The sequence below is a fragment of the Pseudomonas sp. B21-019 genome (genome assembly GCF_024749225.1).
Taxonomy (GTDB): domain Bacteria; phylum Pseudomonadota; class Gammaproteobacteria; order Pseudomonadales; family Pseudomonadaceae; genus Aquipseudomonas.
This window is the reverse complement of the sequence record NZ_CP087193.1, coordinates 3,362,046-3,374,936: the sequence shown is the minus strand read 5'-3', so window position 1 is coordinate 3,374,936 and position 12,891 is coordinate 3,362,046. Positions and strand designations below refer to the sequence as shown.

Here is a 12,891-nt window from a genome sequence, read left to right as displayed (position 1 = left end):
AAACCGGCTAAAAGTGCTATCACTGTTCGTAATTTCTAAATAATCATCGAGTCCTGACCATGGATCGTTTAAACGCCATGCGTGTATTCACGCGAATCGTCGAGCTGGGTGGCTTCGCCAAGGCGGCGGACAGCCTGCAATTGCCGCGTGCCTCCGTGACCATTCTGATCAAGCAACTTGAGGCCCATCTGGGCGTGCAACTGCTGCAACGCACCACCCGGCAAATCAGCCTGACGCTCGATGGCGCAGCCTATTACCCGCGTTGCGTGCAGTTGCTGGCCGATCTGGAGGAAACCGAAGCCGTGTTTTCCGCTGCTCGCCACAACCCCAAAGGCCTGTTGCGAGTGGATATGCCGGCGGGAGTGGGGCGTCTGATGGTGATCCCGGCATTGCCGCAATTCACTGCACGCTATCCCTTGATCGAGCTGGAAATCGGTTTGAATGACCGGACTGTGGATCTGATCCGCGAAGGTGTCGATTGCGTGTTGCGGGGCGGCTCGGCCCTGGACGACTCACTGGTGGCGCGGCCGCTGGCCACACTGGATCAGGTCACGTGTGCGAGTCCCGAATACTTGCAGCGTTGCGGGACTCCACGGTGTCTGGAGGATCTGAAGGGGCATCAGATGGTGGAGTACTTTTCCAATAGCACAGGCAAACGCTACGGACTGGAGTTTGTCGTCGATGGGCAGTTGCGGTTGATCGACCTGCCCAAGCACGTCGCGGTCAACAGCTCCGATGGCTATCTGGCGGCGTGTGAGGCGGGATATGGCTTGGTCCAGGCTCCGTATTATCACGTTGCCCGTCAATTGAAGGAGGGACGGTTGATCGAGGTCCTGAGGGATGTGCCGCCACCGGGTATGCCGCTGACGGCGCTCTATCCTCCTCACCGCCAGTTGTCCCGGCGGGTTAGGGTGTTTGTCGACTGGCTGGTGGAGCTTTGCGCTCATTCGGATAATGGTTTTTACAGAGAAGACTCACGCTGCTAAGCGGGCCACCGATGGGGACGTCGGTGCAGCGGTGGCCTATCGTGGCGTTGGCGTTCTGCTGTAAATCGTCATGCAACTGTTGCATGTGTGCGCTGTTCAGGTTGAGTGACCGAGACTGGACACCTCGATGAAACAGGGCGAACCAGCCATTGCCACCCGGCGCGGGCATCAGGCCGGTGAAGGCGAAGCCCAGCGCCGAAAAGCTTCGCAAGTCTTGTGTGAAGTGCCGGGACAGTTCGAGTCTGGCGCAGATCATCCACTGCCTGGGCAGTTGCCAGAGCTGTTGGAGCAAGTGTCTGTTCAAGCGCGCAATGACGATATCGAACCGATGCTGGTGTTGCTTTATTTGCAAAGGCATCTCGGACCGTGACGCCATATCCCGCCGGGTTCCGAACACCGAGCACAGGTGCTTCATGAACGCCCGGTAGCGTTCAGGCCAGGGGATGTCGGGGAGCGGGCGCTCGTGTCCTTCGACCATGCGACACCCCATTACGATGGTTTCAGGGAGTGGTTCTGCGAATGGCGAAGGGACATAGTCGGGAAGCAATCCAGTGCTGTGAAAACCGATCTTTTCTGCCATGCGTTGAGTGTAGGGATGGTGGGTCACTTGCTTGATCGAGACGCTCGTGAGCCCCAGAGAACCTGACTGCCTCAATAACTCGCGGCCCAGGCGGGTTGCGATACTTTGTCCCTGTGCGGTGGGATGCACCACGCTGAGCGCCAGTTCCGCGGTATTCGAAAGCGTGTCGCGACACAATGCGGCATGCCCCAGAACGCGTGCGTCGCCCACGGCCAGCATCGATTGCCAGCGCCCCGCGGCGTGGTGTTGACTGATCATATTCGGCAGGTAGACATCCGGCTGAACGTAATGATCGCCGTAGACCTCTCGAAACAGTTGGCTCACGGCACCTGCGTCGGAGGGGCGGTAGGCGCGAAATATCAACCGGGTCATCACACAGACCCCAGCGAGGGAGTGTCATACACTCGCAAATCCACCACCCTGAGTTGTTTGCCTGAGCGAGGGTGAAGCTTCAGCTCTGTGGTTGTGCAGGTCAGCACCCGCAATTCCAGCAGACCCTCGCGGCTTAGCTCGTCGATGGCGGGGTAGTGGGCAAGCAGCGCCTCACGCAGTGCACGGCGATCCGGTTCGACGGTTTGCAAGTGAGGTTCAGGCACCCACCTCACGCTCAACAGATCTTTGTGACCGGTCTGCTCGATCAGCAATTGCCATTGCTCTGTGCGTGCTGCACGTTGAACGATCTCGTGTATTTCTTCGGTAAACAGCGACAGCACACCTACTCGTATACGTTGACTATGGGCACTGCGGCCCTTGAGGGCGAATTTACGCATCGGGGTTGCGGTCGGTTCACGCCAACAAGCACGGTCTCCTACCGGGTAACGCAGCAGCGGCATGAGCTGGCGTGTAAGGTTGGTCAGTACCAACAACCCGATGCGATCGCATTCTTCAATCACTTCACCAGTGTGTTCATCGATGATTTCCAGCAAGGTTTGTGGTTCGAATACCCGATGCTCGCCCAATGCACAGTCGCGATCGCTGGCACCAATGAGTCCGGCGTCTACGCTGGCATAGCCAATAGAGGCAATGCGTGCGTTGGGGAACACTTCTGCGAGAATTGCCAACTGCGGAGCAAACAGGCTTTCACCGCCATACAGCAGCGTCTCGACCCCGCACAAGACACGCTGATGTTGCGCCAGGTAGGCCGCGAATCGCAGTAACTGTGCCGGCACTCCAGCCAGAACATTGATCCGATGTCGTGCGATGGCATCCGCCAGTACGTCGAGCTCGACGCTTCCGGTAAACGGAAATTCACAGATAGGTCTCCCGACATGGGCCAGGGAGTCGTGGATAAACAGAAAGCTGGCGTAGAGATCCCCTGAAAAAAACAGGTTGGCCACCCGGTCGCCGTTGTTCAGTTGAACTGAGAGGCTGGCGCCGAACGTGCTGACCAAAGTTTGCCATTCCTCGGAGGAGTAAACCGCAAGTTTGCCCTGGCTGGTCGAGCCGCCGGTTTTAAATACCAGTGCGTCATCGACATCTCCGGTCAGGACTGACCAATGACTCAAGTCGTTGCTACCGGACCAATAGTCGGCCACATTGGTTAATGGCAGATCTTTTAAAGTAAGCCTGTTCGCGGGCAAGTGTTCCAGATGTTTACGGTAGAAGTCGGAGTGTTGTCTTATATAAGGTACAAGTTGTTCAAGCGAGTAAGTTGGCTTCACGGCGTTCTCTTTTATAGTGAGCGTCTTGCGTCGACTTTTTTATTTTCGTTGATCGATAATTAACGGTGTTTTGCCACTGTGTTTGTTTCGGGTGAATGCTTGTTCAGCGCATGTCGTCACCTCCACAATTAAAAGTTCAGCGCGCACCGCATTCGCCAAGGCTTCGTGGGTCAGCAGTTTTTCGTGGACCCAGGTGGCGTCTGCATCAGCGAGAACGTGCATTCGCTCGATCCCGTCGGCGGTGTGGTCCAGGACCACTTGAATGGGGGATCCCACACTGAGTTCCAGCGCTGCAGGCGCAACGAATTCCGTGCCAATGCGCACCAGCTTGCCGTGCCGCTGCAGCAGTTCGAATCGTGGCGTCTCCAGCCCGCAAGGGCAGGCTCCGGGTATCCAGCGGCCGGTGTCGCCGATGTCATATCGGCGCACGTGCTGACCTTGCCGGGCGCGGGACGTAAACAGCAGCCGGCCGATCTCATTGGTCTGTACCGGCACATCCTGTTCGAGCTGAACGATTTCCAGATGCTGGGTTTCGCTCATCAAATGGAATACGCCGTCCGCCATTGCCCGGCAGGCATGCCCCAGGGGGCCGGCATCGACGGAGCCATACATGGCGGAGCGAATCGTCGACACCCCACAACTTTCCATCAGGCGCCGACTGGCTTCTCCCGGATGTTCGCCGCCAAGGAATACTTTGCCGATACCGGCATAAGCGCGAAGTCGGGCCTGCTCTTTGAGAAACAGGCGATGCAGCGTACTGGGCATGCCGATCAGCACGGTGACACGCTGCTCCACGATCAGTCGGGCGATTTCGCTGAAGTCATCGTCCTGGGGAGCCCCCATGGGCAAATGCACAACACCCATCTGTTCAAGAATGTTGGAAAAACTGAAAAAACCACCATAAAGGTTGCCGCCGTAGAACAGGTTCATCACCCGGTCCAGGGACGGATCGAGGCCGACGCAGAACATGCCATCGGCTGCGGCGCGCATTTGTCGTTGAAAGTCTTGATAGCTGAATCCAGCCAACGCCGGCGTCCCGCTGCTTCCGCCGGAACGGAAGTACAGCTGTGCTGCGGACCCGATTGGCTGGGCCATAAAAGTGCATTTGTCCATGATCGGGTCATTAGATGTGTCAGGGGCGGGCGGAATCGGGTCGAGCGTCGCACGGCCCGTCGACACATGCGGGGGCAAACTCACCGAGAGGCGGCGACTCAGACGCGACAGCGCGTAGAGGCCATCGTGGGGCTCACCGGTGTAGCCGTCATGGATCGACTCGCAAGGCGCAATGCGGCTGACGCCGGCATTGACTAATGTTCGAACGATCTCAGGCGTTTTTGCCGGGTGGCACATCAACGCGCAGCTTTGCAGGAAGTTGCGCCAGGGCTGCAGTGTCTCGGTGAGCAGATGCTGCGGAACCGGTTTGAGCAGAATCGTACGAAACAGTGGTGACGGCGCAAGGGTCTGATGGTGCTCCCAGATGACACGCCATCCGAGGCCGCTCCACACTTGGCCGGTCTGGTTTTTGAAACATTGATCCAGCTGCACCATGGCGGTGCGGGTAGTGATTTCCGATGCTTCCTGATCTGTCGGCGTTAACGCTGGCCAGTGTGGGGCGCGACGGATGAAGGCTTCGGCCAGTCGATCTCCGAGGTTCTGCAAGACGGCCGGATCGTTGCTGTCCACCAGCACCCATTGAGGGCTGGAGCACGCCTGCTGATCCAGTCGACAGACTTCATCCACCAACGCATCGAGCGCCGAAGAGGTCGCCGCGTCAGGTGAGAGATAGGCGAAGCTGATTTTGTGTCCCCAATCGATCCAGCGACAGCCGGACGGGATCTGCTGACGGATCGATTTAAGCGCCGTTTCCCCGCCCCAGGCGGACACTCCATCGGCCTTGGCGCAGAGTTGAGCGATGCACGAGGTCTTCACCGGCAGAACCGCTACGAATTCGGCCAGTCTGCCGCTGGTGTCGCACCGCACAAGGGCGGCGAGCAACTGTGCGGTCAAACCCTGATCGCTGGAGCTGGGGCGAAGCCAATTGATGTTGCCGGCCAGCAGGCTTTCGAGGATCGCGCAGAACGCCAGCATCGGCGCATTGCCCGGGGTGATATGCACCACCAGCCCCAACGGGTGCCAGCTTTCGAAGCAGGGCTGCCGGTAGTCGATGCGTCGTAGCGAACGCGGTAGCTGGCCCAGTTCCCGCTCAAGCTTGGTGCTCAAGTTGCTGTGTTGGCAGAAATCGATCAGCCCTTGATATTGATCGTCGTCGAGGGACAGATCCAGGCTACGAGTTTGCAACTGCGTCGCAAAGCGAGCGGCGGACTCGATGACGGTCTCGCTATCGATCGGTGCGCAAAGCAGTCGCGGCAATGACTTTTGAAGGAGTTGCAGGGCGCTTTGCGGGGTGACGTCATCACGCAACTGGCCATTGATCAGGTACATATCAAGCCCCCCCGATCAGTTCTGAAGCGGCCATGGCACAGCTGCGACTGGCGGTGGTGCCGGCACGTCCATGCAGTTCGAACCAATCGGTCGTCAGGCCGCATCCGCAACTGGAGCCGGGGTGCAATGTCGCCAGATCACTCATGACCACCGCATGAGCGGGGCTGGACGAAATGTAGGGCGAAACGAACTCCAGCAAGCCGCGCTGGCCGTAGGGCTGGACAGTGAAGTCGGATGGGTTGCGCATGAAAACCTTCGAGTAGATCGGTACATGGAAACGATGGTGGGCACACTGGATATAGGGCACGGCATGCTCTACGGCGCCGTAGCCGTCCCGACAGCGGGACAGGTCGATACTCAATTGCCGGTTGACTCGGGCATATAGCTGATGCAGGGGGATTTCCTGCGCGGCCTGGGTTTTCCAGCCGCCTCCCAGAAACACCAGCGACTGGGCAGGCAACTGCAAGTCGGCCACGCTGGTGTCTTCCATGTGTTGCAGTGCATGGGAAAGGAATGCCGGAAAACCGATAATGCGAACGGGTAATCCTTCCTCGGCAAACTCCTGCAAGGCACGAATCACACCGAAAAGGTCGAATTCGTGGCCTTTTCCGGTCAGGCGCAAGCCGTAAACGACTCGGTTGACGGGGGCATAGCTGCAAAGAAACTGATCGGTGTAGGCCGTACCCAACGTGATGGCCGCTTCGGGTTCATAGCTCAGGAGCAGGTAATTGCAGGGGATGTCCGGGGTATCCCAGCCGTAATGCCTGAATATATGGCTCACCATGCCTTGTGCCGCAGTCATGCTGCGCTGGTCGTAGCGCATGCGACTCTTCTGGCCGCTGGTGCCGGAGGATGTCAGCTCCAGCGCATCTTCGCCTGTGGGGCCGAGCAGCAAATGACGTTTGAAGTAATTGGCGAAAATCGGCGGCAGCCTCGACCAGTCATCCAGTGTCTCCAGAGTATTTGCATCAAGCCCGTTTGCGTTCAGCCAGCGTTCGTATCCGGGCGTGTGATGACAATGAAACAGGCTGATTTCACCCATTGCCTGATCGAACAGGCCTTCTGGCATGGATTCCAGGCAATAGGGTTGCGTTAACGCGCAAAGCGCATCGGTGTGAGGTAGATGGATCATCAAAAGACCTGTGGGGTGGTGTCAGACGGCAAGCGTGATATGAGAGCGGCGCAGAAACAGTCGCAAGGGCGCCAGGCACAAGAGTCCCGTGAGACCGGCCATCAGGGCGAAAGCTTCAAGGCTGTCACCGGCACCCAGTGCGGCGATAATCGAGCCGCCGCCACCCATGACGGCGATGGAGATCATGCCGGTCATGGCCGAGACCAGGCCTTTGCTGTCATCGCTGGAGAACAGGGCGAGCCGGTACAGCGCGGCATTGCTCATGCCAAGACCGATGGCGTAAAGCGATAGGCAACTGACCAACAGCACCGTTGAAGCACCGGTGAGCGTTATGGTGATCAATGCAATGAGCCCGCCGCAAAATGGCCAGAGCGCATATCGAATCAGTTGGGGCAGTTCAGTGCTGGCAATCAATCGGTTGAGTATCAGATTGCCAAGAATGACGGCCGCAAATACCGGGATTTGCCACAGGCCATACTGCAGAGGAGAAAGTCCCTGGCTCTGGATCAGCAAGATTGGCGCCAAGCCGATCCAGGCAATCAACGGCAGGCTCATTAGTCCCAGGGCGACGGTAGCGCTCAGGAATTGTGTGTTGGTGAGCAACGCGGCGTATCGGCGCATAGTGCCGTTCCATTCAAAGGGCACTGCGGCCAATTGTTGACCGTCCTGGCGCACAGTGCCCACGGTTTCCGGCATGAACAGGTAAAGCCCGAGCCAGACCGTCGCGCCGCCGACACCCAACACTAAAAACATCTCCCGCCAGGAAAGCCATTCCAGTACCAGGCTGCCGAGCAGGGGGCCGAGCAGCGGGGAGAGCAGCGCAACGTTCCCCAGCAACGCCATGATTTTTACCGCGTCGGTTTCGCAGAAAACTTCTTGCAGGGCTGGATAACTGACTGCAATGACAAATCCCAGCCCCATACCCTGAATCAGACGCAAGCCGTTGAAGGCAACAATGCTCTGCGCGTAGAACGCAGCGGCACAGGCCAGGGCGAACCCGGCACAACCGAGCAGCAACAGCCGGCGGCGACCGTAGTGATCAGACAGCGGACCTATAAGCCATTGCAGAAGAATGCCGCCAATCAAATAAAGATTGAAGGCATATGGAACGTGGCTCGGGCCGGCACCCAGTTGATCGGTTACGGTCAACATGGCCGGCATGATCATGTCGCTGCCCATATAAGTCAGTAGTTCGAAAAGAGTGATTGCAAGGCAAAAGCCAAACAAATGATGGGGGCTGATATTGATTAACGGCTTGAGCATGGCATCCCTGTTTTACTCGAAGTTGGACGGCGGATTTATTTGTGATGTTCCGAGAGTAGACATTGATCCCGAACAGCTCAAACTCACGATTGAGACTTAAAGCTTCAATGGTTTTCGCTATATTTCGAGGTGTGGGAGCACGCAAAAAAAGGTGGATTTGGCTGACAGACTGATTGGAACAGTCATGTACGAAAAATGCCCGCTAGAGAGCGGGCATTTATTCAGTGGGCCAAAGAATGATTATTTTCTTACGAACGATTGGCTGAATATTCGTCGTTTATGTCAGCTGTTTTAGATCATCGATGTTGATAGTAGCCCGGTCCGCCACGGTCGTAATGGTGGCCGCCATGCCAGCCGTTATTAGGAAGAATGATGCAGCCACTCAGGGTCAGGAGGGCGAGCAGTGGAATCAGCCGTGTGATTCGACGGAGCATTTCAAAAATCCTCATGGTTATCGCCGCAATGAAGTCAAAACTCTTCATCGGCTGTAACATGAGACCCCGTTTGCAGCCTCTCATTCACACAGAACTGTAGGGGTTTGGTATGCAATCGGATACAAACCGGATACATTTTTTGGTTCAGGAACCCGTAATGACCCAGTCGCAACGTTTGAAATACTCGATTCTGATTTCCCTGGTGGTACTGGGGATCATGTTCGGCCTTTCCTGGCTGCAGAACGCAGGGTTCATCAGCGAGAAGCTGTTCCAGTACATCGCCATTGGCGTGGCGGTGGTCGTGGTGGTGATCAATGGCGTGATGCGTCGCAAGGTCAAGCCTTGAGCGACGCCTGCTGGCCTGATTGCTCACCATGAAGGACGGCTACGGCCTGTGGATGCAGGCTGTAGCTTTTGTCTGGATTGAGCGTGATCACGCCTTCACTGCACAGGCGTTTCAACACTTCGCGGACACTGAGAAAGGACAGGGGAATGTCCAGGTCCAGCAAATGACTGTGCACACCGCGCACACCCAGGCTGCGGTCGCCTTCGGCGGCGCTTAGCAAGGCGTCGATGACTTTCAGGCGAATCAGGCTGGTCCGCAGGCCAAAGCATTTGAGCAAAAACCTGATCCGTTCGTTGCCCTGGCGTTCGGTCTGTTGATTGCAAGCACCGGAGCTCATGGCGCTGCCCTTTGATGCATGGCTACCATCCGTTGGCAGTTGCGGGTTGTACATGCAAAAACTCCTTTCCAGAGCCTGATCATGAAAATGTGATGGGTGCTCTTGATCAATAAGACGAACGAGCCGGGAAATAATGAAGACCTGCATGTAGAAAATTTGTCGCCGCGACGTCAGCGCTCTGTGAGAAGAGCATTGGGGATGCCCTCAAAGACCTAATTTTTTTGGTGTTTGCTTCGTTTTTCTGGAAGGCGCATTGCGTGTCATACGTCTTTTCGATCAGGAGCGAGCGTGATTATTTCCAGGCAGTTAACCAGGTTGAGCCTGGCGGGTGTGTTTCTGGGGCTGAGCCTTGCGGCAAACGCGCGCAGTCAGCCAGAGCAGGCGACGGCCGACATCCGTCGAACCAGTTTCGGCGTACCGCATATCCGCGCCGAAAACGAGCGCGGGCTCGGCTATGGCATTGGCTATGCCTACGCTCAAGATAACTTGTGCTTGCTGGCCAATGAGATCGTCACCGTCAATGGCGAGCGTTCGCGGTATTTTGGCCCGGAGCAGGTGACGCTCGAGGAGCGCGGCAACCTGGCCAGCGATCTGTTTTTCAACTGGCTGAACACCCCCGAGGCTGTCGCCGGTTTCTGGCAGGCGCAAACTCCTGAAGTACGTGAGCTCATTGAAGGCTATGCGGCGGGTTACAACCGTTCGCTGACAGAGCGTCGAGCGCAAGGTTTACCGCAGCACTGCCAGGGCGAATGGGTGCGCGCAATTACCGCCCGGGACCTGGTCAAGTTGACTCGTCGATTGTTGGTCGAAGGCGGCGTGGGCCAGTTTGCCGAAGCACTGGCCGGCGCGACTCCGCCTAAATCCGTTGCTCATGCGGCAGGCGACCCGGCGTCGTTCCAGTTGGCGGCCTCACGCATGCAACGCTTCGTTCTGGATCGTGGCAGCAATGCCGTTGCGGTTGGCAGTGAGCGTTCGTTCAACGGTCGCGGGATGCTGCTGGCCAATCCGCATTTTCCTTGGGCGGGCGGGATGCGTTTCTATCAGATGCACCTGACCATTCCCGGCAAACTGGACGTGATGGGCGCCGCGTTGCCCGGTCTGCCGATGATTAACATCGGGTTCAATCAGCATCTGGCATGGACCCACACCGTGGATTCGTCCAAGCACTTCACCTTGTATCGCCTGCAACTCGATCCGAAGGAGCCTACCCGCTACCTGCTCGATGGCAAGTCCTTGCCGATGAAAAAGCAGACGCTGGCAGTCAGCGTGAAGCAACCCGATGGCCAGACCCGGCAGATTTCCCATGTGGTCTATAGCTCGGTGTTCGGGCCGATTGTGCAATGGCCCGGAAAACTGGACTGGAATAATCAGTTTGCCTACAGCCTGCGCGATGCCAACCTGGATAACGACCGGGTCTTGCAGCAGTGGTACGCGATGAATCGTGCCGCCAGCCTCAAGGATTTACAGGCTTCGGTGCACAAGATTCAGGGGATCCCGTGGGTCAACACCCTGGCGGTGGACGATCAGGGGCAGACGCTTTACATGAACCTGTCAGTGGTGCCGAACGTCAGTGCCGAGAAGTTGGCCAAGTGCAGCGATCCGCGAGCGGGACTACAGATGGTCCTGCTCGACGGCTCCAACAGTGCTTGTGCCTGGGACATCGACCCGCACGCCGCGCAAAAAGGTATTTATGCGGCAGACAAATTGCCGCAACTGCTGCGTAAGGATTTTGTGCAGCACTCCAACGATTCGGCCTGGATGGCCAACCCGGCACAACCGCTTACCGGTTTCTCGCCGTTGATCAGTCAGGATAGCCAGCCATTGGGGCTGCGTTCGCGCTTCGCACTGGAGCGTCTGGGCAGCTTGAACAAGGCCGGTCCTGTCGCTGCGGCGGATCTGCAACGCATGGTGATGGACGATCAGGTGTATCAGGCGGCCCTGGTGATGCCGGACCTGCTGCAATTCTGTGCCGCGGACCTCGGCACCGATGCGTCGACGCTGACGCCCTTGTGTGCGAGTCTCAAGGCTTGGGATCACCGAGTGAATCTGGACAGTGGGCTGGGCTTTGTGCATTTTCAGAACGTCATGCTGGCGTTGCAGCAAACCCCTGACTTCTGGCGTGTGGCGTTCGATCCGAAGGACCCGCAACACACCCCGAGTGGCCTGGCAACCGAACGGCCGGAAGTCGCCAAAGCGGTTCGAGCGGCGATGCTGGCTTCGGTAGAGAAGGTCGAGACCCTTGGCCTGAAGGCCGACAGCCGCTGGGGAGATATCCAGGTGGCCAGCAGTGGCGGGCAGCAAACGCCGATCCACGGCGGGCCGGGCACGCTGGGTGTGTATAACGCTATTCAAAGTGTGCCGAGAACCGACGGCAAGCGCGAAGTTGTCAGTGGCACCAGCTATTTGCAGGTGGTGACGTTCGATGACAAAGGGCCGCAGGCCCAGGGTTTGCTGGCATTCTCGTTGTCCAGTGACCCGGCGTCGAAGTATTCCCGAGACCAGACACAGGCCTTTTCGAAGAAACAGTTGAGTGTGTTGCCGTTCACTGAGCAGCAGATCACGGCTGATCCGCAGTACCAGGCTCAGACGATCCGCGAGCAGGATGAAAAGGTGGGGAAGATCGTCGCGCAGTAACAGCAACAGCGTTTAAATGAAAAGTGAAGGCCGCACCCCGCAAGGGTGGCGGCCTTCAGCTTTTTGGGGCTTGTTGTGGCATCGAGTTGAGGACCGGATTGCCGTCCTGGTTGCGGGTCAGGTAGACCGGCAGCACCTTGGGCAACGAAGCCACCAGGCTGTTGAGCTCTTTGATGTTGTAGATACCGCCGAGGCGAATCGAACCAGCGCTGTGGTCCGCGAGCATCACCGGTTTGTTCAGATAACGATTGATCAGGGGCAGGGCATCGGTCAGCGCCAGGTTATCAAGCACCAGTTTGCCGCTGCGCCAGGCCAGCGACTGGTCGTTGGCATAGGTCTGGCTGACTTGCGGGGTGAAGTCACCGTGTCTGTAACGCGCCTGCATCGCAGGTTCCAGACGTAGACCGTCGCCGGGCAGGGTATCGTTGCTGGTCACCAGCACGGAACCCTCGATCAGGTTCACGCGGACCTGGTCTTCATACATCCAGACGTTGAATTGGGTGCCGGTGACGCGAATCCTGCCGTCGCCCGCCCTGACAATGAACGGGTGCTGGGCATCGTGGCTGACGCTGAAGAAGGCTTCGCCTTTTTTCAGCGTGACACGTCGTTGATCCTTGTAATTGCTGAACGTCAGTTCACTGCCCAGGTTCAGCTCCACCTGGCTGCCGTCGCCCAGCGTGACCTGACGAACATTATCGGTCGCCTCGAAATGCTGGTAGGCATTGGGCAGCCACCCCAGGTTCCATCCGGTATACGCCGCCAGGGGCAGCGCCAGGGCGCAGACGGTGGCGGCGATGCCGAAGGTGCGCCAGGGCGTTGCCGGTTTGAGCCGAACAGCCGGTGTGGCGGATTCGGGACGAGGCAAATCCCCCGCAACATCCCAGATCTCCAGCATGGCTTCGTACTCGAAGGCGTGCAGCGGATGAGCATCACGCCATTGCTCGAACGCCAGGCGTTCCTCGGCCGTGCAGTCGGTGGCATGCAGACGCATGCACCAGTGCGCAGCGGCATCGGTGATGGCGTCGTATTGGGCTTGGGAGAGAGAGTGGTCGGTCATTGACTCATCCTGATTTCCT

At 57.9% G+C, this 12,891-nt stretch carries 11 protein-coding genes; 3 read left to right on the top strand and 8 right to left on the bottom strand.

Annotated elements, in window-relative coordinates; translation table 11 throughout:
* Positions 1-59: 59 nt before the first annotated feature.
* Complete coding sequence (locus tag LOY36_RS15060) at positions 60-986, top strand: LysR family transcriptional regulator (protein WP_258668584.1); 927 nt, start codon at positions 60-62, stop codon at positions 984-986.
* Here the strand turns inward: LOY36_RS15060 and LOY36_RS15055 are convergent.
* The 6 genes from LOY36_RS15055 to LOY36_RS15030 form a co-directional block, all read right to left on the bottom strand.
* Positions 907-1,938, bottom strand: coding sequence for a GNAT family N-acetyltransferase (locus LOY36_RS15055; RefSeq protein WP_258668583.1), 1,032 nt, complete (start codon positions 1,936-1,938; stop codon positions 907-909). The genes LOY36_RS15060 and LOY36_RS15055 overlap by 80 nt on opposite strands.
* Entirely contained in the window at positions 1,938-3,227 is a 1,290-nt protein-coding gene (locus LOY36_RS15050) for a phenylacetate--CoA ligase family protein (RefSeq protein WP_258668581.1), read from the bottom strand. Before LOY36_RS15050 ends, LOY36_RS15055 begins: the two co-directional genes overlap by 1 nt.
* A 39-nt stretch (positions 3,228-3,266) precedes the next feature.
* Positions 3,267-5,669, bottom strand: a complete 2,403-nt coding sequence (locus tag LOY36_RS15045) for an aldehyde dehydrogenase family protein (RefSeq protein ID WP_258668580.1) — start codon at positions 5,667-5,669, stop codon at positions 3,267-3,269.
* Between the two features lies 1 nt (position 5,670).
* The gene (locus LOY36_RS15040) at positions 5,671-6,801 is read right to left on the bottom strand and encodes an acyl-protein synthase (protein WP_258668578.1); all 1,131 of its coding nucleotides are present in this window, start codon (positions 6,799-6,801) and stop codon (positions 5,671-5,673) included.
* Between the two features lie 21 nt (positions 6,802-6,822).
* Entirely contained in the window at positions 6,823-8,064 is a 1,242-nt protein-coding gene (locus LOY36_RS15035) for an MFS transporter (RefSeq protein WP_258668577.1), read from the bottom strand.
* A 296-nt stretch (positions 8,065-8,360) separates the two neighbouring features.
* Positions 8,361-8,498 carry a hypothetical protein gene (locus LOY36_RS15030; protein ID WP_258668574.1) on the bottom strand — a complete coding sequence of 46 codons (138 nt, stop codon included), beginning with the start codon at positions 8,496-8,498 and terminating at the stop codon, positions 8,361-8,363.
* A gap of 157 nt (positions 8,499-8,655) precedes the next feature.
* Between LOY36_RS15030 and LOY36_RS15025 the strand changes: the two genes are divergently transcribed.
* Positions 8,656-8,844: a hypothetical protein gene (locus tag LOY36_RS15025; RefSeq protein WP_018926107.1), complete on the top strand. Its 189-nt coding sequence runs from the start codon at positions 8,656-8,658 to the stop codon at positions 8,842-8,844.
* On the opposite strand, the gene LOY36_RS15020 is transcribed toward LOY36_RS15025, so the two are convergent.
* Entirely contained in the window at positions 8,834-9,235 is a 402-nt protein-coding gene (locus LOY36_RS15020) for a hypothetical protein (RefSeq protein ID WP_018926106.1), read from the bottom strand. The two genes, LOY36_RS15025 and LOY36_RS15020, sit on opposite strands and share 11 nt — an antisense overlap.
* A gap of 234 nt (positions 9,236-9,469) precedes the next feature.
* Between LOY36_RS15020 and LOY36_RS15015 the strand changes: the two genes are divergently transcribed.
* Positions 9,470-11,815: an acylase gene (locus tag LOY36_RS15015; RefSeq protein ID WP_258668572.1), complete on the top strand. Its 2,346-nt coding sequence runs from the start codon at positions 9,470-9,472 to the stop codon at positions 11,813-11,815.
* A 55-nt stretch (positions 11,816-11,870) separates the two neighbouring features.
* On the opposite strand, the gene LOY36_RS15010 is transcribed toward LOY36_RS15015, so the two are convergent.
* Positions 11,871-12,872: a FecR family protein gene (locus LOY36_RS15010; protein WP_258668570.1), complete on the bottom strand. Its 1,002-nt coding sequence runs from the start codon at positions 12,870-12,872 to the stop codon at positions 11,871-11,873.
* Positions 12,873-12,891 lie beyond the last annotated feature (19 nt).